At 75.3% G+C, this 22,530-nt stretch carries 18 protein-coding genes and 2 pseudogenes; 11 read left to right on the top strand and 9 right to left on the bottom strand.

The window, feature by feature from the left end:
• Together IE225_RS31515 and IE225_RS31520 are read right to left on the bottom strand one after the other, a co-directional pair.
• On the bottom strand, positions 1 to 546 hold a 546-nt coding region (locus tag IE225_RS31515), incomplete at its 3' end, for a maltotransferase domain-containing protein (RefSeq protein WP_190061086.1).
• A 75-nt stretch (positions 547 to 621) separates the two neighbouring features.
• Positions 622 to 990 (bottom strand): DUF5133 domain-containing protein, encoded by a 369-nt coding sequence (locus IE225_RS31520; protein WP_190061087.1) that lies wholly within the window; start codon positions 988 to 990, stop codon positions 622 to 624.
• A gap of 312 nt (positions 991 to 1,302) precedes the next feature.
• Here IE225_RS31520 and IE225_RS31525 point away from each other — a divergent pair, with 312 nt between their 5' ends.
• The gene (locus tag IE225_RS31525) at positions 1,303 to 1,842 is read left to right on the top strand and encodes a pep a2 (RefSeq protein ID WP_190061088.1); all 540 of its coding nucleotides are present in this window, start codon (positions 1,303 to 1,305) and stop codon (positions 1,840 to 1,842) included.
• The gene (glgX, locus tag IE225_RS31530; protein ID WP_190061089.1) at positions 1,839 to 4,136 is read left to right on the top strand and encodes a glycogen debranching protein GlgX; all 2,298 of its coding nucleotides are present in this window, start codon (positions 1,839 to 1,841) and stop codon (positions 4,134 to 4,136) included. The genes IE225_RS31525 and glgX overlap by 4 nt, the downstream gene beginning before the upstream one ends.
• 88 nt (positions 4,137 to 4,224) lie before the next feature.
• Here the strand turns inward: glgX and IE225_RS31535 are convergent, their stop codons facing one another.
• Positions 4,225 to 5,028 (bottom strand): VOC family protein, encoded by an 804-nt coding sequence (locus IE225_RS31535; protein WP_190061090.1) that lies wholly within the window; start codon positions 5,026 to 5,028, stop codon positions 4,225 to 4,227.
• A gap of 176 nt (positions 5,029 to 5,204) precedes the next feature.
• On the opposite strand from IE225_RS31535, the gene IE225_RS31540 reads away from it, so the two are divergent.
• A complete protein-coding gene (locus tag IE225_RS31540; RefSeq protein ID WP_190061091.1) occupies positions 5,205 to 5,534 on the top strand; it encodes an ANTAR domain-containing protein in 330 nt (109 codons plus the stop codon).
• A gap of 245 nt (positions 5,535 to 5,779) precedes the next feature.
• Here IE225_RS31540 and IE225_RS31545 read toward each other — a convergent pair whose 3' ends face one another.
• A complete protein-coding gene (locus IE225_RS31545) occupies positions 5,780 to 6,577 on the bottom strand; it encodes a SigB/SigF/SigG family RNA polymerase sigma factor (protein WP_190061092.1) in 798 nt (265 codons plus the stop codon).
• Positions 6,578 to 7,045: 468 nt separating this feature from the next.
• On the opposite strand from IE225_RS31545, the gene IE225_RS31550 reads away from it, so the two are divergent.
• The 6 genes and pseudogenes from IE225_RS31550 (at position 7,046) to IE225_RS31575 (ending at position 13,086) form a co-directional block, all read left to right on the top strand.
• On the top strand, positions 7,046 to 7,501 hold the full coding sequence (locus IE225_RS31550; protein ID WP_190061110.1) for a MarR family winged helix-turn-helix transcriptional regulator: 456 nt from the start codon (positions 7,046 to 7,048) through the stop codon (positions 7,499 to 7,501).
• A 124-nt stretch (positions 7,502 to 7,625) separates the two neighbouring features.
• Positions 7,626 to 8,039: a P-loop NTPase family protein gene (locus IE225_RS31555; protein ID WP_190061093.1), complete on the top strand. Its 414-nt coding sequence runs from the start codon at positions 7,626 to 7,628 to the stop codon at positions 8,037 to 8,039.
• A 208-nt stretch (positions 8,040 to 8,247) separates the two neighbouring features.
• Positions 8,248 to 8,775 carry a hypothetical protein gene (locus IE225_RS31560; protein WP_190061094.1) on the top strand — a complete coding sequence of 176 codons (528 nt, stop codon included), beginning with the start codon at positions 8,248 to 8,250 and terminating at the stop codon, positions 8,773 to 8,775.
• Between the two features lie 50 nt (positions 8,776 to 8,825).
• A pseudogene (locus IE225_RS34260) lies at positions 8,826 to 9,183 on the top strand (cupredoxin domain-containing protein); the annotation flags it as partial.
• A 307-nt stretch (positions 9,184 to 9,490) separates the two neighbouring features.
• Complete coding sequence (locus IE225_RS31570) at positions 9,491 to 11,842, top strand: SpoIIE family protein phosphatase (protein ID WP_190061095.1); 2,352 nt, start codon at positions 9,491 to 9,493, stop codon at positions 11,840 to 11,842.
• 197 nt (positions 11,843 to 12,039) lie between these two features.
• Positions 12,040 to 13,086, top strand: coding sequence for a TauD/TfdA dioxygenase family protein (locus tag IE225_RS31575; RefSeq protein ID WP_190061096.1), 1,047 nt, complete (start codon positions 12,040 to 12,042; stop codon positions 13,084 to 13,086).
• A gap of 329 nt (positions 13,087 to 13,415) precedes the next feature.
• Here IE225_RS31575 and IE225_RS31580 read toward each other — a convergent pair whose 3' ends face one another.
• Positions 13,416 to 14,183 carry a dienelactone hydrolase family protein gene (locus tag IE225_RS31580; RefSeq protein WP_190061097.1) on the bottom strand — a complete coding sequence of 256 codons (768 nt, stop codon included), beginning with the start codon at positions 14,181 to 14,183 and terminating at the stop codon, positions 13,416 to 13,418.
• Positions 14,184 to 14,489: 306 nt separating this feature from the next.
• Positions 14,490 to 15,110 carry an L-threonylcarbamoyladenylate synthase gene (locus IE225_RS31585; RefSeq protein WP_190061098.1) on the bottom strand — a complete coding sequence of 207 codons (621 nt, stop codon included), beginning with the start codon at positions 15,108 to 15,110 and terminating at the stop codon, positions 14,490 to 14,492.
• Positions 15,111 to 15,428: 318 nt separating this feature from the next.
• On the opposite strand from IE225_RS31585, the pseudogene IE225_RS31590 reads away from it, so the two are divergent.
• Both IE225_RS31590 and IE225_RS31595 read left to right on the top strand, forming a co-directional pair.
• Positions 15,429 to 17,059: pseudogene (locus IE225_RS31590) on the top strand (helix-turn-helix domain-containing protein).
• 713 nt (positions 17,060 to 17,772) lie between these two features.
• A complete protein-coding gene (locus IE225_RS31595) occupies positions 17,773 to 19,107 on the top strand; it encodes an MFS transporter (RefSeq protein ID WP_229880191.1) in 1,335 nt (444 codons plus the stop codon).
• 11 nt (positions 19,108 to 19,118) lie between these two features.
• On the opposite strand, the gene IE225_RS31600 is transcribed toward IE225_RS31595, so the two are convergent.
• The 3 genes from IE225_RS31600 to IE225_RS31610 form a co-directional block, all read right to left on the bottom strand.
• Entirely contained in the window at positions 19,119 to 19,613 is a 495-nt protein-coding gene (locus tag IE225_RS31600; protein ID WP_190061099.1) for a TIGR00725 family protein, read from the bottom strand.
• 363 nt (positions 19,614 to 19,976) lie between these two features.
• A complete protein-coding gene (locus IE225_RS31605; RefSeq protein ID WP_190061100.1) occupies positions 19,977 to 21,083 on the bottom strand; it encodes a PP2C family protein-serine/threonine phosphatase in 1,107 nt (368 codons plus the stop codon).
• 87 nt (positions 21,084 to 21,170) lie between these two features.
• Entirely contained in the window at positions 21,171 to 22,370 is a 1,200-nt protein-coding gene (locus IE225_RS31610) for a glycoside hydrolase family 64 protein (protein ID WP_190061101.1), read from the bottom strand.
• Between the last annotated feature and the right edge of the window lie 160 nt (positions 22,371 to 22,530).

The following is a 22,530-nucleotide window of genomic DNA, read 5'->3' on the forward strand; positions in this document are numbered from 1 at the left end:
CAGCTCCCGCAGCGGATATCGCGCCAGCACCCCGTCCACCTCCGGCGTCAACGCCCCCGCCAGCCGGGTCGCGACCGGCAGCGTGTCGTCCCGCAGCGTCTCCGCGGCCGCGAGCAGCACGTCCTGGGCGTCCTGGTCGGGCACCTGCGCGGCGGCCCGCTCGTACAGCGCGGCCCCCTCCTCCAGCACCAGGCCCGTGTCGATGCCGGCCGGCACCTTGACACACGCGGTGTGCCGCCAGGTGGCGACCGGGTCGCTCCAAGCCTCGACGTGGTAGCTCCAGCGGCCTTCCGCGGTGGGCGTGACCCAGGCGCCCCAGCGGTCGGTGCCGGGCGCCAGCTCGCGCATCGGGGTCCAGGGGCCCGGACGGCCCTGCGGATCGCGCAGGACCACGTTGGCACCGACGGCGTCGTGGCCCTCGCGGAACACGGTGGCGGTGACCTGGAACGTCTCTCCCGCGACCGCCTTCGCGGGGCGCCTGCCGCACTCCACGGCCGGCCGCACCTCCCGTACCGGGATGCGGCCGACGGCCGGAGCAGAACTCATGGGTCTCACCTCCACCGTGCTCGAAGCCGGGCCCCCCGGGCCCGGCTCGGATCGTGTACCTGCTGTTGCCAAGGCCTAGGTCCCCGCGGGGGACGGCTGGTCCGACACCGCCCGCGGACGGGTGCGCCGCAGCGGGTCGGCGGGCCGCCGCCCCGGGACCTCGCCCGGACGGACCTCGCCCGGACGCCGTCGTCCGGGTTCACCCGGTTGGGGGAGCCCGCTCTGCTCCCGCAGGTAGGCGAGCACGCTGGTGCGCAGGTAGCGCTCGGCGGCGTCCGCGGCCTCGCGGGCGCAGCGTTTCCCCATCAGTACGCACAGCGTGTAACCGGAGTCCTCGAAGGTGGCCCGCGCCGCCGGATCGGTCGGCGAGGCGAGCATGACCCGTTCCCACGCCCGGTAGCGCCGCAGTTGCCGGGCGACTTCGGCTTTGGCGGGTAGCAGCATGGCGCCCTTCACCTTTCGGGGCTCTCGACGGCACGTCTCCCGACGGTCGGGCCGGGGACCGTGCACCAGCGGCACGGCTCCCGTGACGGCACGCGAGGCTTTCACACATGGTGCACGGGTGATGACAACGCGTCTTGTTGGATCTTCAATCATTGGGCCGGCCGGGTCGGTTCCGGGGTTCGTGTTGCACGAATGGCGTAGCGCCCGCACTGTGGAGGTGACTCAGAGGCAAGCAGTGCTCACGCTGAGCGTTCGGGGTCCGGCCCGCCGGGCCGGAGCGGCGGGAGCCTCGCCGGTGAGGAGCCAACGACGATGAAGACCGCAGTGCCCTGCTACTACCACCTCGACGTGGAAGTCAGCCCGGAACGGGTCGGACAGGTCGGGCGCATTCTGGCCGCGCACCTGAGGTACTGGAATCTGGAGGATCTCGTCGAGCCCGTCTGCCGCGGCGCGGAGATGCTGCTCAGGGCCATCGACGAGCACGCCACGGACAAGCGGACCTCCATCGAACTGTGGTGGAGCGGGCAGCACCTCATCACCGCCGTCGGGGGGAACGACCACGCGCTGCGCCCCGACCAGGACCTGCGCGGCTGCCTGGCCCGGATCGCGGCCATGAGCCACGGCTGGGGCTGCTGCGCCTCCGAGACCGGCAGCAAGATCATCTGGTTCTCGCAGCGCGCCCGGGCCGGCCAGCGGGTCCCGCTGGTGCCCAAGGCGCCCGCCCCGACGCTGCGCGAGGGCCTGCAGACGCCCCGCGAACTGCCCGTCGCCGCGCTGGCGGGCCCGGCCGACGGCGCCGAGAGCCTGCTGCGCGCCGATACCGCCGAGGCGCTGCTGGAGCAGGCCCGGTGACGGCGCGCGGCCACGGCACGCGCACCGGGGTACCCGTCTGGGGCGGGTACCCCTACCCGCTGGGAGCCGCCTACGACGGGCAGGGCACCAACTTCGCCCTGTTCAGCGAGGTCGCCGAGCACGTCGAGCTGGTTCTGGTCGACGACGCCGGCCGGGCGGTGACCGTCCCGCTCACCGAGGTCGACGGCTTCGTGTGGCACGGCTACCTGCCCGGCGTCGGCCCCGGCCGGCGCTACGGCTACCGCGTGCACGGCCCCTGGCAGCCGGCGCTCGGCCACCGCTGCAACCCGCGGAAGCTGCTCCTCGACCCCTACGCCCGCGCGGTGGAGGGGCAGATCGACGACCACGCCTCCCTCTACGAGCGGTCGCCGCACGGCCCGTCCCCCGCCGACAGCGCCGGGCACGGCATGCTCGGCGTGGTCACCGACCCCTCCTTCGACTGGGGCGACGACCGCCCGCCCCGGCGGCCGTACGCGGACACCGTCATCTACGAGGCGCACGTCAAGGGCCTCACCCGCACCCACCCCGACGTACCGCCCGAACTGCGCGGCACCTACGCGGGCCTGGCGCACCCGGCGGTGCTCGACCACCTCACCTCGCTCGGCGTGACGGCGATCGAGCTGATGCCGGTGCACCAGTTCGTGCACGACGGGGTGCTGCAGGGCAGGGGCCTGTCCAACTACTGGGGCTACAACACCATCGGCTTCTTCGCCCCGCACAACGGCTACGCCGCGCACGGCAGCCGCGGACAGCAGGTCACCGAGTTCAAGTCGATGGTCAAGGCGCTGCACGCGGCCGGGCTCGAGGTCATCCTCGACGTGGTGTACAACCACACCGCCGAGGGCAACGAGAAGGGCCCCACCCTGTCCTTCCGCGGCATCGACAACGCCTCCTACTACCGCCTCGTCGACGGCGACTGGGCGCACTACTACGACACGACGGGCACCGGGAACTCGCTGCTGATGCGGCACCCGTACGTGCTGCAACTGATCATGGACTCGCTGCGGTACTGGGTCACCGAGATGCACGTCGACGGCTTCCGCTTCGACCTCGCGGCCACGCTGGCGCGGCAGTTCCACGAGGTGGACCGGCTGTCGGCGTTCTTCGACCTCATCCAGCAGGACCCCGTCATCAGCCGCGTCAAGCTGATCGCCGAGCCGTGGGACCTCGGCGAGGGCGGCTACCAGGTGGGCAACTTCCCGCCGCTGTGGTCGGAGTGGAACGGCAGGTACCGCGACGCCGTACGGGACTTCTGGCGCGGCGAGGAGCACACCCTCGGCGAGTTCGCCTCCCGGCTGACGGGATCGTCCGACATCTACGCCCACCGCCGGCGCCGGCCGCGCGCCAGCGTCAACTTCGTCACCGCGCACGACGGTTTCACCCTGCGCGACCTCGTGTCGTACAACGACAAGCACAACGAGGCCAACGGCGAGGACAACCGCGACGGCGAGAGCCACAACCGGTCCTGGAACTGCGGGGCCGAGGGCGACACCGACGACCCGGCGGTTTTGGAGCTGCGCGCCCGCCAGCAGCGCAACCTCCTCGCCACGCTGCTGCTGTCGCAGGGCATCCCGATGCTCCTGCACGGCGACGAGATCGGCCGCACCCAGCGCGGCAACAACAACGCCTACTGCCAGGACAACGAGATCTCCTGGGTGGACTGGGACCTGACCGACGAGCAGCGCGACCTGCTCGACTTCACCCGGCACGTCATCGCGCTGCGCGCCGCCCACCCGGTGCTGCGCCGCCGCCGCTTCTTTCGCGGCGAGACCGTGACGCGCCAGGACCAGCCGCTTCCGGACCTGGTGTGGCTGGCACCGGAGGGCCGGGAGATGACCGAGGAGGACTGGCTGCGCCCCGACGCGCACTCCGTCGCCGCGTTCCTGAACGGCGACGCCATCGCCGAACCCGACCCGCAGGGCCGCGCCGTCGTCGACGACTCCTTCCTGCTGCTGCTCAACGGCTACTGGGAACCCGTCGACTTCCACCTGCCCGACGAGACCTACGGCGAGCGCTGGACGACCCTCGTCGACACCGCCGCGCCCCGGGGCGGCCCGGGCGAGTCCGAGCACAAGGCGGACACCGTGCTCACCGTCGCGCCCCGCAGCCTCGTCCTGCTGTCCCGCCCACCCCGCACCGCGCAACACCACCGCCGCGCCTCGGCGGCCCGCCGGGGACAGGGCGCGGGCGCCGAAGCGCGCGGCCGGGCGGCCCGCGCGGACCGGCCGCGGGACGCGCACGGCCGGTTCTCCACCGCCCGGGGCGGGCCGGCGTCCCACCGCCACCGCGGCTGACCGGGAAGGCGCCGCTTCGGGCGGCGTGTCACTGCTTCGGGCGGTGCGTCACTGCTTCGGGCGGTGTGTCATCCCTTCGGGCGGCGTGTCACCGCTCCTTGCGGGAGGTCACCGTGAACTGTGCGCCGTCCGGGTCGCGCAGCACCGCCTCGGTGGTGCCCTGGTGCAGGACGCCGCCGCCGTTCAGCTCGGCGGCGCGGGCGCAGGCGGCGACGTCGGGGACGCGGAAGTGGACCTGCCAGTGGGGGCGGATGGCGGGGTCCGGGGCGGCTTCGAGGGCGCCGGACTCGATCCGGGCGACGACCTCGCCGCGGCTGCGCAGCACCACCTCCTCCCCCTCGTAGCCGACCTCGCAGCAGCCGGGCCGCGAGGAGGCCCACTCGAGCACCTCGCCGTAGAAGATGGCCGCGTCGAAGGCGTCCCGGGTGTGCAGCCGGATGAAGGCGGGGGCGGCCCGCCGCCAGGTCTCCCAGTCGCTGAAGAGCGCCCCCTCCCAGATGCCGAACGACGCCCCGTCCCGGTCGGCGAGCAGCGCCGCCCGGCCGGGCGGGAAGGACAGCGGCCCGACCGCCACCGTGCCGCCGCGCTCCTGCACCCGCGCCACCGCCTCGTCCGCGCTGGGCACGGCGAAGTACGGCGTCCAGGCGACCGCCATCTGCCACACCGACGCCACCGCGGCGATGCCCGCGACCGGCGCCCCGTCGGCGACCGCGATCCGGAACCGCTCCCCGAGCCTGGCCGCGCGCCACTCCCAGCCCAGCACCGCCTGGTAGAAGTCCTCGGTCACCTGCAGATCGCGGCTGGTGAGGCTCACCCAGCAAGGGGCGCCGAACACCGAGTGCGTGGAGACGGCGCCCGTCACGTCGCCGCGGAGTGTCGTGTCGTGGTTCATGGCAGTCGCGTCCCGTCTCGTCGGCCGGCGGTCGCCGGCCCGCCCCAGTGTCCCGCCGGCGCACTCCGGGGCGCGCGTCGAGTACCCGCGCGGCGTGGCCGGAACCGCGTGCTGTCACCCGGTCGGGCGCTCCCGCCCCGGTGGCGGACACCGGCCGGGGTACCCACGATGGAGAGGTGGCACGCGTATCGAACGGCAACGCCGACGAGGCGAACCGCATCTTCCAGCTGCAGCAGGAGATCAGTCAGCTGAAGGAGGCCGTCACCTCGCACGCCGTCGTGGACCAGGCGATCGGCATGGTGGTCGCCCTGGGCCGCGTCTCGCCGGACGAGGGCTGGCTGATCCTCAAGGACGTCTCCCAGCACTTGAATATCAAACTGCGCAATGTCGCGGAGATGATTCTTCTGTGGGGGCGCACCGGGGAAATGCCCGAGAAAATCCGTGCCGAACTGGAGGACGCCCTCGACCGGCACGGCCCGGCCCAGATTCCGGGCTCGCCGCGCTAGCGGCGGCCGCCGCGCGACGCCCCGGCCGGGCAATCCGGCGGCGGTGTGCTTTCATCCCCCCGAAGAGCGTGCTTTTCGTGTCCCGGAGCGGCCGTGTCCGGCTCCCGCGCCCCCGGCGGCCGTGCCGGAGCGGTCCCGCCGGGTGGGCGGGGCGGCGTCGTGCCGGGACGGTTCGTGCCGGAGGCCGGGCCGGGAGGCCGGGCCGGGAGGCCGGCGGGTGGCGGGCGGCACGGCCTCAGTGGATCTCAGTGGGCCTCAATGGCCTCGGTGAGCAGCTCCTCGCGGATCTGCTCGAAGCAGCCGCTGAGCAGCCGGGAGACGTGCATCTGCGAGATGCCCAGCTGCTGGGCGATCCTGCTCTGCGTCATGCCCTGGAAGAACCGCAGGTAGAGAATGACGCGCTCGCGTTCCGGCAGTGCCTGCAGGCAGGGCTTGACGGCCACCCGGTCCACGACGACGTCGTAGCGCGAATCGAACTCGCCGAGCGCGTCCGCGAGCGCGTACCCGTCCGTGCCCGGCATCTCGGCCTCCAGGGACAGTGCCGTGAAGCACTCCAGGGCCTCCATGCCGGTGCGCACCTCGGCCTCCGTCAGGTGCGCCTGCCGGGCGATCTCGGCGACCGTGGGGGTGCGGCCCGGCGCCGCCTGGGCCAGTTCCTTGACCGCGCGCCGCACGCGGTTGCGCAGGTCCTGGACCCGGCGCGGGACGTGCAGGGTCCACATGTGGTCGCGGAAGTGGCGTTTGATCTCGCCGGTGATCGTCGGCACGGCGTACGCCTCGAAGGCGCGGCCGCGCGCGGGGTCGAAGTGGTCGACCGCCTTGACCAGGCCGAGGGCGGCCACCTGGTAGAGGTCCTCCAGGGCCTCGCCGCGGCCGCGGAAGCGAACCGCGATCCGCTCGGCCATCGGCAGCCAGAGCCGGACCAGTTCGTCCCGCAGGGCGGTGCGCTCCGGGCCGTCCGGCAGCTCGGCCAGGCGCTCGAAGGCCGCCGCGGTGTCGGGGGCGTCGTCGTGCGGGTGAGGGGTTCTGCCGGTGGTACGCATCGTGTGCGCCTCCCTCAGCAGGTGCTGGATGGACGGACCCGGTGGGAGGCGAGGGCGCGGACCGGGCGGAGGCGGCCCGGGGCCCCGGCGGAACGGCTCCCACGGACGTGCCTCCTGTCCGAAGCACTGAATTGCCCATTCCCGATGAGTCTCATTCCAAAACAATTCCGTGAATACGTCGGAGGCGAGCGACCGGGTGATTCTCCATTTGACAGGACGGCTTCCTTGAATTAGCGCCGGAGTGGGTCACGGAGAGAAATCGGCGGTGCCCGGTGCGTACGCACCCGGGGGCGGGTACGCGGCCCGGACCCCGGGTTCGGGGCGGCCACGGCCGTCTCCGGGCGGCCGCGAGCGCCCGCTGGACCGCCTGGACCGCTTTGAGGGCCGCCGGATCGTCTCGGGCGGCCTCGGCCACCCCTCGGGGTCATACCTCTGCAACAGAGGTAATCTCGTCGCATGGAGCGCCGCATGGAGCAGGAGACCTTCCCCGAAGAGCTGGCCGACGCCCTCGTCGGAGTGCAGCGGCTCCTCCGCCGCCGACTGCGCGCCGGCCTCGCCGTACCGCGGTTGCGCGGTGCCGAGGTGGAGCTGCTGCGCCTGGTCGAGGCACGGCCCGGCATCGGCGTGTCGGAGGCCGCCCGCGAGCTGTACCTGGCGGGCAACTCCGTCTCGACGCTGGTCAACCACCTGGTCCGGGACGGCTACCTGGTCCGGGAGAGGCACCCCGCCGACCGGCGGGCCGCGCGCCTGCTGCTGACTCCCGCGGCCGAGACCCGGCTGCGCGACTGGCACGAGCGACGCGCCGAACTCGTCCGGCGGCACGTCGCCCGCCTCGACGACGCCGACCGCGCGGCCCTGCGCGCCGCCGTACCGGCCCTGCGCAGGCTGGCGGAGAACCTGCACGAGGAGACCGAGACGCCGTGACCCACCGGACCGGGCCGCTCCCGCCCCGGCGGACGCCGTCACCTGCGCCCGGTTCGTCCACACCGTCGGCGGCACCCGTGCCGTCCACGGCCTCGACCCGACGGCGCGCGAGCGCGAGGGCGAGGTGGTCGGGCTGCCCGGCCCCGGCGGCGCCGGCGAGACCACCGCGATCCGCCGCATCACCACGCCGCTGCCCGTCCCGCCCGGCACGGCGCGCGCCTTCGGGCACGTCGCCGACCGCGACCGGACGACGGCGCGGCGCCCGCTCGGCCATGTGCCGCGGCAACTGTCCGCCGACGCCGCCCCGACCGGCCGGGAGAACGTCACCCTCGTCGCCCGTGTCTGCGACGTGCCGCGCCGCGAGCGCGCCGCCCGCGTGGCGCGGGCGGCGGCCGCCGTCGCCATCGTCATCTCCGCCCTGCTGGGCGTCTCACCGACCTGGAACCCGCTGCCGCTGCTCGGCGTCGCGGCCGCCGTGGTCCTCGGCCCGGCGCCACCGCCGCCTGCGCACTGCTGGGCCGGCTCGCCCGCCGACTGACCGAAAACCGACCCCGCCACCCGGTTGCGGACGTGATGTGCGGCACGCCCGCCGCAGCCGTGCCGCACCGCCGCGGCGGATTCCTCCAGCGCACGGCTTGATCACCGATCAAGGCCGGGAAATCCCTGGCCACAGCACATGGCGCCCATTTGACAGTGCGCTGAGCGCACGGATAGGAAGCAGCGTCGAGAGGTCGAGAGGGTGCACTGTGTACGAGCCGAACGTGGTCGGGGACTGGCAGGAGTACGACGAGCATGCCGGTCTGCGGGTCCGTGTCCACCGGCTCGAGCTCGCCGAGCCGCCGCGCGGACGTGACGAGGCCGCCGAGGGCCTGACGTATTTCCGCCTCCGCGTCACCGTCGAGAACCGCGGCTCCCGCCGCTACGGCATCCACCTCGAGGACGGCCAGCTCGACGTGCGGATCGGCCCGGACGGGGAGAGCGCGTTCGTCGACTGGCGCAACTCCCAGTTCATCGAGGGCTACGACGTCTACCCGCTGCGCCGCGCCACCGCCGTGCTGTACGCCGCGGGCCCCGAGGCCGCGCTGTCCCAGGTGGACGTCCAGGTCCAGCTGCGGGTCGACGAGGAGTGGACCGACCGCCGGCTGTGGGCGGGCGGCATCGGACTGGCCGAGGGCGTCGGCACGGGAGCGCTGCCGGGCGCCGGGCCGGGCAGCCTCGCCCACCAGGTGAGCAATTTCCTGCGCGACCAGGCGGAACCCGGCGGCGCCGGCTGACGCCCGCCGGCCGGCGGCGTTCCGGCCGGCGGCGGCACGGGCTGCGGTTCATGCCCGCGGGCGCCCGAGGCCGGCTGCCCGGAGGCGACGCCGGCGACGTGACGTACCCCACCGCCTGATCGACCCCACCGCCTGATCGACAGCCGCGTCGCAGCCGGCCCGCAGGTCTTCCGCGACCGGCCCGGCAGGCGGATCCGGCTGCGCCTGATCAACGCCGGCGGCGACACCGCCCGCCGCGTCGCCTCCGGCGGCCACCGGCTCACCGTCACCCGCACCGACGGCTTCCCCGTCCACCACCGGCGGACCGACGCCCTGCTGATCGGCACGGGCGAGCGTCACGACGCCCTGGCCGCCCTGGACACCGGCGTCTTCCTCCTGGTGGCGCCGGCCGAGGGCAAGAACGCCGCCGGCGCCGGGACGGGCATGATGGCCCTGGTCGCCCACCAGACCTGACCCCCTCCGCACGCACCGCCGGTGCCGGCGCCGGGCTCTGCGCGCCGCGCCCGCACGGGGCCCGGTCCCGGCACCGGGCCCCGCCCCCGCCGCGAGGGCGGCGGGCGGGGCGCGCGCCCGCGGGCGGACCCGCGCGGGGATCCCGCTCCCGGGTGCGGCCCGCCCGCTGCGGACTCCCGGTGACGTCCCGCTGCGGACTCCCGGTGACGTCCGGATGTCGCCACGCTTGATGCGGTGCGGCAAACCGGCGATGCTGGGGCGTATGGAACAAGTCGTCGCCACGGCGATCCTCGACGCGAAGGGAGTCGTGGCGGGGTGGAGCGAGGGTGCCCGCAGGCTCACGGGATACGCGGCCGAGGAGGTCGTGGGACGTGCCGTGGCCGAGTTCCTCGCGGAGGAGGCTCCGGCCGGGGCGGTCACCGCCCGGGCCGGAGCGGTGCTGGTCCGGCACCGGGACGGCCACCCGGTGTCGCTGTTCGTGCGGGCGTACGACCTGCTGGGTGCGGACGGCGGGCGGACCGGGTTCGTGGTGGCGGCCGAGGGGCCGGAGGGCCCCGAGCAGACCCTGGCGGGGCGGGCCTTCCAGCAGGCGTCGATGTCGATGTCGGTGTTCGACACCCGGCATCGCTACCTGCGCCTCAACGACGCGGCCTGCCGGGTGCTGGGCGTCTCGCAGACGGAACTGATCGGCCGGTACTACCCCGACACCGTGGAGGAGGCCGAACACAGCTCCGGCTTCCTCCACCACCTGCGCCAGGTCGCCGAGACGGGCCGCCCCGTCCACTACGAGAGTTTCTCCCGCGCCCCCGCCGGGAACCGGGAGCACGCCTGGAACATCGAGATGTGGCCCGTGCGTGACGGCGCCGACGGCCTGGTCGGCGTGGCCCTCGCGGCGTTCGACAGCACCGAGCAGTTCTGGGCCCGCGCACGGCTGGCCCTGCTCAACGAGGCCGCCGCGACCATCGGCACCACGCTGGACGTGGTGCACACCGCCGAGGAACTGATCGAGCTGATGGTGCCCCGGTTCGCCGACTTCGCCAGCGTCGACCTGCTCGACTGGGTGCTCGGCACCGAGGAACCGCCCGTGTCGCTCGGCGAGGACGCCGACCACGTCGAGCTGCGCCGCGTCGCTCACGGCTCCCGCACCGAGGGCACGCCCGAGGCGGCCGTGCCTCTGGGCGAGAAGGACTTCTACCCGCCCTCCTCGCCGCCCGCCCGCGCCCTGCGCGCGGGCCGCGCGGTGCTCAGCGGGACCGACGACCCGGAGTTCGGCCGGTGGGTGGCCGAGCGCAACTCCCGCGGCCCGGCCGGACGGCCCTACCGGGAGGGCGCCCACTCGATGCTGGCGGTGCCGCTGCGGGCCCGCGGCACCACGCTCGGCGTGGCCGTCGGCGTACGCATGGGCTCCCCGGAGCCGTACGCCGAGGACGACGCCGTCCTCGCCGAGGAGCTGGCCAGCCGCGCCGCCGTGTGCATCGACAACGCCCGCCGCTTCTGCCGCGAGCGCTCCACCGCGCTCGCCCTGCAGCACAGCCTGCTGCCGCGCGGGCTGCCCGGGCAGGCCGCCGTCGAGGTCGCCCACCGCTACCTGCCGTGCGGGTCGCTGGCGGGCATCGGCGGCGACTGGTTCGACGTCATCCCGCTCGCCGGCAGCCGGGTCGCCCTCGTCGTCGGCGACGTCGTCGGGCACGGCATCCCGTCCTCGGCGACGATGGGCCGACTGCGGACCGCCGTGCGCGCCCTCGCCGACGTGGACCTGCCGCCCGACGAGCTCCTCACCCACCTCGACGACCTGGTCACGCACCTCACCGACACGGTCGGCGACGACGTGGGCGAACTGGGCGCGACCTGCCTGTACGCCGTGTACGACCCCGTCTCCCGCCGCCTCGACCTGGCCGCCGCCGGCCACCCGGCACCGGCGCTGGTGCTGCCGGACGGCACCGTCCGGCTCGTGGAGATGACCGCCGGGCCGCCGCTCGGCGTCGGCGGCCTGCCGTTCGAGGCGACGGAGCTGCGGCTGCCGGAGGGCTCGGTGGTCGCCCTGTACACCGACGGCCTGGTCGAGGACCGCGACCGGGACGTGGACCACAGCACCGCCGAGTTCTGCCGCGCCCTGGGCGCACGCGTGGGCAGTCTGGAGGCCCTCGCCGACACCGTCCTGAAGGCGGTGCTGCCCGAGAACCCCGGCGACGACGTCGCCCTGCTCCTGGCCCGCACCCGTGCGCTGGGCGCCGACCGCGTCGCCACCTGGGACGTCCTGCCGGACCCCGCCGAGGTGGCCGCGACCCGGCAGGCCGTCATCGAGCAGCTGGCCGCCTGGGAGCTGGAGGAGACCGCCTTCGTCACCGAACTCGTGGTCAGCGAACTGGTCACCAACGCCATCCGCTACGGCGCCCCGCCCATCCAGCTCCGGCTCATCCGCGACCGGACCCTCATCTGCGAGGTGTCCGACGGCAGCTCCACCTCCCCGCACCTGCGGCGCGCCCACGCCTTCGACGAGGGCGGGCGCGGCCTGATGCTGGTCGCCCAGCTCACCCAGCGCTGGGGCAGCCGCCAGACCGCGAGCGGCAAGACGATCTGGGCGGAGCAGTCCCTGACCCCACCGGTGCGCTAGCCCCGGCGCCACCCTTTGCCGGACGAGGCACCTTGCCGGACGGAGCGCTCTGACGGGCGGAGCACCTGCCCGCGCCCACGGTCCGCGGGCACTGTCGCCGACCGGGCCGATCACTGCCACGATCCCTGCGGGAGCCCGGCGGCACGGCACCCGGACCCGCACCCGACACCGACGAGCAGACGAGCAGGGGAGCGCACATGACCACGGCGGACAGGGACACGGCGGACAGGGACACGGCGGACAGGGACACGGCGGACAGGGACACGGCGGACAGGGATAAAAGGGACAAAGACGCGGCGGCGTGGCGGGCCGCGGGGATCGAGGTGCACCCGGTCGCCGGGCACATCGGTACCGAGATCACCGGCGTCGACCTGGCCGCCGGGCCGAGCGACGCGCAGGTCGCGGCGATCCGGGCGGCCCTGCTGCGCTGGAAGGTGGTGTTCTTCCGCGGGCAGCGCCTCGACCACGCCGGGCACGTGGCGTTCGCCCGGCGCTTCGGCGAGCCGGTGGTGCTGCCGCGGCGCGGCGGCGCCTCCCCGCCGGACGTGCCGGAGATCGAGACCACCGCGGACCGGCTGGAGCTGGGCGGGCGGTTCGGCATGGACCACGACGAGTGGCTGCGGCGACGCCGGCACACGCTGCTGCGCGGCTGGCACTGCGACCACGGCGCCCGCGTCGACCCGCCCGCCGCGACGATCCTGCGCGCCGAGACCGTCCCGCCCTACGGCGGCGACACCACCTGGTCCAATCTGGCCGCCGCCTACGCCGGCCTGTCCGCACCGGTGCGCGCCTTCGTCGACGGTCTGCGCGCCGAGCACCGGCTCGGCGTCGGCTACCAGCCCCGCCCCGGCGACGACGCCTACGTCCGCCACCTGCTGGACCACCAGACCGCCACCGAGCACCCGCTGGTGCGGGTCCACCCGGAGACGGGGGAGCGGGTGCTGTTCGTCAACGGCTACTACGTCGAGCAGATCACCGGCCTGTCCCGGCCCGAGAGCCGGGCCGTCCTGGACATGCTGCTGGAGCAGGCGGTCCGCCCCGAGTACACCGTCCGTTTCCGCTGGGAGCCGGGCAGCGTCGCCTTCTGGGACAACCGCGCCACCATCCACCTCGCCCCGAACGACACCGCCCACCTCGGCCGCCCGCGTGTCATGCACCGGGTGATGCTCGCCGGGGACGTGCCGGCCGGAGTCGACGGCCGGCCGTCGCGGGCGATCACCGGCAGCGCGCCCGGCCGCTGGTGACGATCCGTCAGGACGGCGGCCGCCGGAGAGGACGCCGGCGGCGGCCGGTCCTCCGCCGGCCGTGGCGGGTCCGCCGGGCCGGACGGGCCGGACGGGCCGCAGGGAAGAGGAGGCCGGGCGTGCGCAGCGGGCGGGGGAGCGGGGCCCGGCTGCTCCTCGCGGGCCTGAACGGGGGTCAGGTGAGGGGGATGACGACCTCGTTCTCCACCGGCGGGTCGAGCTCCCGGGCCCGGTTGCCGGTGGCGGCGGAGCAGCGCGGCCGCACCGCCTGAGGGCGGACGCGGGGCGGTGCGGCCGGGAACGCCCGGCCGCACCCTGCCGGCCGCTCGTCAGCCGCCCTGCGGGAGGGTGCGCTCCAGCAGGTCCAGCAGCGCCGCCCAGTGCCGCTCGTCGGCCTCCTTGTCGTACTCCGTGGTGTCGGCCTGCGTGTAGCCGTGCCGCGCGCCCTCGTACACCTCGCAGCGGTGGCGGACGCCCGCCGCGGTGAGCGCCTCCTCAAGGCGCCGCTGCTGCTCGGCGTCCATTGAGGGGTCGTGGTCCGCGTGACCGAAGTACACCTCGGCCCGCACCCGGTCGGCGACCCGGTGCGGGCTGTCCGGGGCGTCGGTGGCCAGGTGCCCGCCATGGAATCCGGCCACGGCCGCGACCCGCTCCGGGTGGTGGCCGGCGGCCACCAGGGCGACGCGGGCGCCCATGCAGTAGCCGACGACGCCCACCGGCCCGTCGGCGGCCTGCGGGCAGTCGGCCAGCCACCGCAGGTAGGCGCCGGTGTCACGCGCCGCGAGCCGCGGCGTCAACTCGCGGATCAGCGGGAGCAGTTTCTCGAACACCGGCCCGCGCGAGCCGGCGTCGATGAATTCCGGCAGTTCGACGACCGGGGCCCGGCCGTGGCGGTGGAAGAGGTTCGGCACCAGCACCGTGTAGCCGTGCCCGGCCAGCCGGTCGGCCATCGCCCTCAGCCCGGGACGCAGCCCGAAGGCGTCCATGCAGAGCAGAACGGCCGGATGAGGGCGGTCGTCACCGGGGTGGGCGAGGTAGGCGTCGGCGACGCCGTCCTCGGTGGGGACGTCCACGGCTGTGCCCTGTACGGCGGTCATGGCCTCAGCTGCCTTTCTGCGCTCGTGGCGACGGTCCGCGGCGGCCGGCGGACCCGGAAGGGACGTGGGCGTCGGCCGGGCCGCCACGGGATCATGGTGACACGTGAAGCCGCTCGTCCTGCGGGCGCCCCGGCCGATGCGTCCCGCCTTGTGCGGCCCGTCCGACGCGTTCCGCTCGGCACGTTCCGCTCGGCGCGTTCCGCTCGGCGCGTTCCGCGGGCACCCCGCCCGGCGCGTCCCGCCGGCGGGCCCGTTCTCCCGTGCGTCCCGCCGGCGCCTCCCGCCAGGGGGGCTCCGCCCGCCGGCCTACTCGAAGCGCGCGGTGTCGCCCGCCCCGCGCCGCACGATCTCCGCCTCCCCGGAGGAGAAGTCGACGACCGTCGTCGGCACGGTGCCGCAGTCGCCGGAGTCGACCACCACGTCCAGCACGTGGTCGAGGCGGTCCTTGATCTCCCAGCCCTGCGTCATCGGCTCCTCCTCGCCGGGCAGCAGCAGCGTGCTCGACAGCAGCGGCTCCCCGAGCTCCGCCAGCAGCGCCTGGGTGACGACGTGGTCGGGGATGCGCACGCCGACGGTCTTCTTCCTCGGGTGCTGCAGCATCCGAGGCACCTCCCGCGTCGCGGGCAGGATGAAGGTGTAACTGCCGGGCGTGGAGGCCTTGATGGCGCGGAAGACGTCGTTGTCGATCCGCACGAACTGGCCGAGTTGCGCGAAGTCCTGGCACACGAGCGTGAAGTGGTGCCGCTCGTCCAGGCGGCGGATGGTCCGGATCCGGTCGATGCCGTCCTTGTTGCCCAGGCGGCAGCCGAGGGCGTAGCAGGAGTCCGTCGGATACGCGATGAGCGCGCCCTCGCGCACGCTGTCGGCGATCTGGCCGATGCTGCGGGACTGCGGGTTGTCGGGGTGCACGTCGTAGTACTTCGCCATCCGCCGAGCTTATGCCGGACGTCCGCGCGGTGGCCGGAGCGGCCGTCGGAGCACCGGCGGCAGGAGTACATCCCGCGAACCGGGGCAGCAGAGCAGCGACCGCCCGGGGACTTCCCCCGGCCCCGGGCGCCCCCTCGGCTCCGCCGGCTGCTCCGTCCCCCCGGGAGCGGCCGGCGGAGCCTCGCGTTCCGGCCGTCTCCCCGCCCGGCACCCCTGGGGTAACGTCGCCGACCGGACGACCGCGGCAGCCGCGGCGACGCGGGGAACCGCGGGGACCGCGAGGGACGCGGGAACCGTGAGGAAGGGGAGAGGCACGACATGGCCGGCCGGGACACCGGGGCCGCCACCGCGAACGGCGTGCGGCCCGACGACCGCAGGGCGCCGCACCGCCGTACCGGCGCCGGTGCGGCGCCGTGGGCCGAGGAACTCCTCGACCACCTGCTCCCGGCCGGGCGCGACGTCCGCCGGGTCGTCGCGTGGCCGGCCGACGCCGCCGACGCGTCGGTGTCCCTGCGCGACACCGACGGCCCCCTGCCGGCCGGCCCGCCCCTCCCGCCGGACGCGGACCCGGTCGCGGACGTCGCCGCCCGCCGGGTCGCCTCCGCCGTGCTGGAGACCGCGGGACGCCACCTGCGCCTGTTCGCGGTCGGCCCCGCCCACCCCGGTCCCGCGGCGGTGCTCGCCGTGGCCCGCGCCGCCCCCTTCGACCGGGACACCGCCGACCTGGTCGCCCGCACCGCCGGAGTGGTCGACCTGCTGCTCACCGCCCGGCGGACCACCGCCGCCGCGCGGCACCTCGCGCAGGCCACGGCGGATCTGCGGCTGGCGATCCTGCACCTGCTCATGGTGCTCATGGTGGAGGACACCGTCTCCGCCCGCCGGGTCGCCGCCGGGCTGTGGCCCGGCCTGCTCGACACGGACAGCGCCCGCCGCTACGTCCTGGAGAGCCGCCGGGAGGACCGCGACCGGCTCGCCGAGGAGTGCCTGGCCGCCACCGCGGGGCAGGCGCTCGTCGTGCGCTGCCCGGCCGTCGACGCGCACGTGATCGTCCTCGCGCCCGGCCGTGCGGTGGGTGAACGGCTGCGCGCCCTGGTCCGCGAGCGCCCCGGCACCTACCTCGGCGGCAGCGCCCGGGACGGCCTCGCCCGGACCGCCACGGCCTACGGGCAGGCCGTCGGCGCCCTGGCGGTGGCCCGCTTCCGGCCCGACGGCGCGGCCCTGCACGCCGAGCGCACCCGGCCCGAGCAACTGCTGGACCCCGGCCGCGCTGTACGGCTTCACGGCCCGCCTGCTGCGCCCGCTCGACGGCCTGCCGCACCACACGCGTGCCGAACTGCTCGCCACCACCCGGCTCGGCCTGGAGTTCACCGCCGTCAACGCCGCCAGGGTCCTCGGCGTCAGCCGCAACACCGTGCGGGCCCGCATGGACCGCGTGGCCGCGCTGCTGCGGGCCGACCTGTCCGCCCTTACCGTCCGGGCCGCCGTCCACCTCGCCCTCAACGCCGAGGCGGCGCTGGAGGAGGAGACGGGCGGCACTGGCACCGGTGCCGGGTCCGGCACCGCGACGGACCTCGCCGGGCTGCTCGCGGGCGAAGGGATGCGCGTGTGAGCACGGCAGTTGCTGGACCGGCTGACGGCCGGTCCGCGCGACCTGCGGGCCACCCTGCGGGCCTGGATCATCGCCGACGGCAACGCCGAACGCGCCGCGCGGCTCCTCGGCGTCCACGCGCAGACCGTGCGCGAGCACGTCCGCCGCGCCGAGCCCGTCCTCGAACGCCGCCTGCTCGCCGGCGGTGGCGACCTGTACGAGGTCGGTCCTCGCCCACCTGGCCGCCGGCGACTTGGACCCGCCCGCCCTGCCCGCCGGCATCCGGGACTCCGGCCCGCCCGTCCCGCCTGCCGCACCCCTCGGCACCGGGGACTTCACCCCGCCCGCCGGCGCCGGGTGAACACGGGCCATTCGGACCGACCTGTGCACGGGTGAGCCCGCGCGGCCCCGCGGTGTGCACCGACGCGATACCGGACACCCCTGCCGCGCCCCTGGGGTTCGGTCCACCGGCACCGGCACCGGGGGGGACCCTCCGCACCCTCCGCGGGCGGCCGGGGTGGCCGGGGTGGCCGGGGCGGCCGGGGCGGCCGGGTCGGCCGGCGGGCGGGACCGGAGCGGGGGACCGGTCCCGCGCGCGCCCGTCACGGCGCCGTACGCCGGGCGCGGCCGGTTTCTCCGCAAGTGCCCCCGGCGAGCCCCGCGTTGTGTGAGATCCGCCACCGGAAAGGCCGCGTCACCGGGCGCCGGACCACCGGGCCCCGGTGCCTGTGAGCAAGACCACCGCGTCCCCGACTCCCGCGCGCAGTGCCGTAGTTGGGGCATGCGGTGACGTACGGGGCCCGGTGCGCGCATGGAGCGTCCTGCGACGTCTGTGATGATGGGCAACCGCTGTGCCGGACGACGTCTCACCGCCGAGCGGCCTGCCCCGGCACGGCGGTTCCACCTCTCCGGACTCTCCCGAAGCGTTTCACCGTGCCCTCATCCTCCCTGCCCTGCTCAGCCCTGCCCGCGGCCGCCCGGCGGCGCACCGCGCCGTCGTCGCCCCACCGCCCCGACCGGGCCGGGCCCGAGGGCGGGGACCGCGCCCCGTGGCGGGCCCTGCGCCACCGGGGCATGCGCTGGTGGTCGGCGGCCAACCTGGTGTCCAACGCGGGCACCTGGATGCAGCTGACCGCGCAGAACCTGCTGGTGCTGCACCTGACCGGCTCCGCCGCCGCGACCGGCCTGTCGCTGTCCGCGCAGGCCGCGCCCGGACTGCTGCTCGGCCTGGCCGGCGGTGCCGCGGTCGACGCCTGGCCGCGCCGCCTGACCGCCACCGCCGGCCAGGCCCTGCTGGCCCTGGTCGCCTTCACCACCGCCGGGCTGATCGCCTGCGACCTGCTCACCGTGCCGATGCTGCTGGCGCTCGCGGTCGTCACCGGCCTGATTGCCACCGTCGACGCGCCGGCCTGCGCCCTGCTCGGCAACGACCTGGTCCCCGCCCGCGACGTGCCCTCCTCGATCGCCCTCGGCTCCGTGGTGAGCGGCGCCGGCCGGGTGGGCGGCACCGCGCTGGCGGGCGTCGTCGTCGGCCTGTGGGGGCCCGCCGCCGCGTACGCCGCCAACGGCCTGTCGTTCCTGGCCGTCGCCGCGGTCATTCCCTTCCTGCGCCCGCACCCGGCGCACCCGGAGCCGTCCGCGGCTCCCGCCGGCCGGCTCCGCCGGGGCACCGGCAGCCGGGACGGGCTCGCCTTCTTCCTGCGCCGCCCGCGCCTGGTGGCCCTCGCCGGCATCACCGCGCTCAGCAGCGTCTTCGGCCGCAACTACGGCCTGACCCTGGCCGTGCTCGTCGCCGGCCCGCTGGGCGGCGGCGCCGGCGCCTTCGGCACCGTGTCCACCGTGCTGGCCGTCGGCGGCCTGGCCGGAGCAGTCCTCGCCGGACGCCTGCGCGCCCCCTCGGTGCGGCTCGTCGGCGCCCTCGCCGCGGCCGGCGCGCTGCTGCAGGCCGCCGCCGGCCTGTCGCCCCGGCTGTGGGTGCTGCTCCTCCTGGTCGCCCCGATGGCCGTCGTGGAGTCCGTCTCCGACACCGCCGGCACCACGGTCCTGCAGACCGACCCGCCGCCGCACCTGCGCGGCCGCGTCCTCGGCGTGTGGCGCAGCCTCAGCACCGGCTGGAGCCTGGTCGGGCCGCCGCTGCTGGGTCTGCTCATGGAGGCGGCGGGTGCCCGCGGCGCCCTGGTGCTCGGCGGTCTCCTCGTCGCCGGGGCGATCGGCGCCGGTGCCGCCCTGCGGGCACGCCACGGCATCTTCCGCCCGGCCCCCGCGACCCCCGCCCTCCCCGCGGCCGTGGGCGACCGCCGCACCGTCCCCGCCGCCCTGCCGCTGCTGGGCACCGCGTGCGTGCCGCTCGCCGCCGCGCCCGTGACCGCCGCGCCGCACGACACGGGGGAGATCTCCCTCGTGGCGTGAGGGTCCCCGGCTCAGCCGGGGCCCAGCACCGCCGCCACGGCCTCGGCCGGCGTGGACACCACGACCGGCCGATGGGCCTCGTCGGCGAACCCGGCGCCGTCCAGGGGCCAGCCGCGCAGCAGGGCCACCGGCCTGCCCGCCCGCAGGGCGAGCGCGATCTCGCTGAGCGTGCCCCAGCTCCCGCCCACCGCGATCAGCGCGTCGCAGGTGGTGACCAGGACGCCGTTGCGCAGCTCGCCCAGACCGGTCGCCACGGCCACCGTCAGGTGGCGGTTGCCGGCCGCCCGGTCCCGCCCCGGCAGCAGACCCACCACCACACCGCCCTCCGCCGCCGCCCCCTCGGCGCAGGCCGCCATCACCCCGCCCAGCCCGCCGCACACCACCACCGCACCACGCCGCGCCAGCAGCGCACCCACCTCCCGGGCCAGCTCCGCCTCCGCCTCCGTGGCCCGCCCGGGCCCGGCGACGGCGACGCAGGGGCGGACCCTGTGCGCGGAACCGGTCAACGAACACCTCCGAGCCGCCCCGCACGACCCGATGCGTGAACCGCGCGCGGCGGCAGTCGATCCTGCGGCCGGGTCTTGAGAATGCCGACGATCCGACCGTACGTTTCGGCCGTTCCGCTCCCCCTTGCCTCCCTCTCCGTCTTCCTCCTCCTTCCTTCCCTCCCCCTTTCTTCCTCCCGCTTCCTCCCTTCTTTCTCCCTTCTTTCTCCTCTCAGCCCTCCGAGCGCCGGGACCGCCCACGGACCGCACCCGTTACGCCAAGCTCTGCGGCGCGGCCGGGGGACGCGGGGCCCGCCGCGCCGGGGCCGGGCGGCACGCGCCCGCCGGCGCGGCGGCGGGGGCGCGAACGGGACCGGCTCGCGGTCAGCGACGCTCCGCCGGCCGCAGCACGAGCATCGTCACGTCGTCCCGCGCGCCGCCGCAGTAGCGCACCAGGTCGGCCCACACCCGCTCGGCGAGCACGGCCGGATCGCCGTCGCGGGCGAGCGCGGGCAGCCGCTCGACGAGCGGGTAGAAGGCGCCGGTGGCGTCGCGGGCCTCGGTGACGCCGTCGGAGGCCAGGAGCAGTACGTCCCGGCCGTCCAGGCGCACGGTGGCCCCGTCCGGCGGCCCGGCGGCGCCGAACAGGCCGAGCCCCAGCGGCGGGCAGGGCTCCAGCTCCAGCTCCACGGCCGTGCCGCCGCGCAGCAGCACCGGCGGCGGATGCCCGCACGTGAGCATCCGCGCCGTCCGGCCGTCCGCGGAGAACTCCAGCAGCACCGCCGTCGCGAACAGCTCCCGGTACCGCACATCCTGCGCGTCCGTCGCCAGCCGCCGGTCCAGCCGCCCGGCGACGGCCCCCAGGTCCGCCAGGTCGAGCACCGCCTCCCGGAAGGCACCCAGCAGCGACACCACCGTCGCCACCGCCGCCAGCCCGTGCCCCTGCACGTCCCCCAGGACCGCCCGCACCCCGTACGGGCCCTCCCGCACGTCGAAGAAGTCGCCCCCGACGAGCGTGCCGCGCTGCGCCGCCCGGTACAGGCCCGCGCAGCGCACCGCCCCCACCCGCCGCGGCACCGGCGGGACGACGGCGCGCTGCACGGCCTCGGCCACCGTGCGTTCCAGGCCGAGCTGCTCGTCGCGGCGGCTGCGCACGAACGACACGAACGCGCTGAGCGCGACCAGGAAGCTCAGCGTCAGCAGGTCGGTGTTGCCGGGGCGGTCGAGCCGGAACGCCGGGACGGTCAGCACCGTGATCACCGCGCTGCCGAGCAGCGCGGTGACCAGCGGCCCGTACGCCAGGACGGCCAGCGGCGGGACGGCGCCCAGCAGGAAGCCGATGTCGAGCGGCCCGTCGGTCAGCTCCGCCACCGCCACCCCGGCCACCAGGGCCACGGGCAGCACCCGCACCCAGCGGGGCGGCGGCGCACCCCGCAGCCAGCCCCGCCGGTCCCCGTCCCGGCGCCGCCAGGGGGCGTACGGCTTTCCCACAGCACCACGCTGCTACGCCGGCCGACGTCCCGCACGTCGGCCGGGTCCGGCGGTGGCCGTGCGGGGGCCGTGCGGTGGCCGTCGCGCCTAGAACGGCGTGAGCGTCAGGCGGATCTCCTTGGGCGCGTTGTCCTGGATGTAGGAGGCGAAGTTCGACACGTCGTCGAAGGCGAACCCGTACGCCTTGCCGTCCTGCGTGGCCGCGTGGATCGCGCGGGAGTAGTGGTTGGTGAGGTCGCCCTGGTAGAAGGCGGACGCGTCGGTCACCGGCTGCGCGGCGTGGGACAGCAGCGTGGAGCGGTTGAAGGCGGCGCCCAGGACGGCGGCGACCGGGCCGGTCTTGCCGTCGTTCGGCGCGGCGAGGGCGCCGTCGCAGAACAGCACGTCCCGCGTGGAGGGCTTGGCGAAGGAGACCTGGGCGGGGCCGTCGAAGGTGAGCCGGCCGTCGCGGACCCGGCCGGTGAAGGTGCCCGCGTCGGTGGTGACCTTGAGGTCCTTGCCGGCGTAGGTGCTCCACACCTGGTCGATGTACGAGTCGAAGTAGTTCTTCGCGAACAGGCCCGCGTCCAGCCCGTGCCCGGGCGCGATGACCCGGGTGTCGTCCACCACCAGCGGCGCGAAGGCGTCGATCTGCTTCAGCGCGGAGAACACCGAGGCCCGGCCGCCGTCGCGCAGGGTGCCCGTGGTCTGGTCCTGGGCGCCGGTGAGCCGGATGCTCATCGGCACGCTGAACATGTCGACCATCGTGGTGTTGCAGAACATGCCGGAGGCGTTGTACGTGAACTCGGCGCAGTCGTGCAGGATCCCGTAGTTGGGGTCCGACTTCACCCAGCCGGCCGGGTACTGCAGGGCCGGGTTGCCGTTGCCGTCGGCGACGGCCTTGAACTTCAGCTTCTGCCCGAGCGAGACGTAGATGCGGCCCGACATGTACGGCAGCGTGAGCCGGGTCTCGCCGCTGCCGGAGAGGGAGATCGCGTAGTCGGTGAAGCCGTCGGCACCGTTGTCCGACAGCGCGATCGGCGCCAGGTTCCCGTCGGGGGTGACCCGCACCTGCCGGCCGTCCTGGTTGCCCACGATGTAGACGTGGACGGAGGCGTTGCCGAAGGAACCGCTGTTGTTCACGATCGTCAGCGGGAGCCCGCCGGAGGCGGCCGAGGTCTTCTGCTGCGTGGTGCCCGCCAGGGCGTGCGGGGCGATCACGGCAGCGGCCGGTATGGCCACCGCCGCTCCCGAGAGGGCGAAGAGGAGCTTGCGGCGGCTGAGGTCGCGCTGGTGGCGGGGTGTCATGTGGGGGGCCTTCCGTGTGCAGGTGCAACTGTTCGGCGGCAGACCGGTTTCCTGAGAGCGCTCTCGTGGCGGTGCCGGGCCCTGATCGTACGCATCGCTCCCGCCCGGTCCAACCGGTTGGTTCACCATTCAAATCCTTCTGACCTGCAAAAACTTGAGG

The sequence above is a fragment of the Streptomyces echinoruber genome, from assembly GCF_014651135.1.
Classification (GTDB): domain Bacteria; phylum Actinomycetota; class Actinomycetes; order Streptomycetales; family Streptomycetaceae; genus Streptomyces; species Streptomyces echinoruber.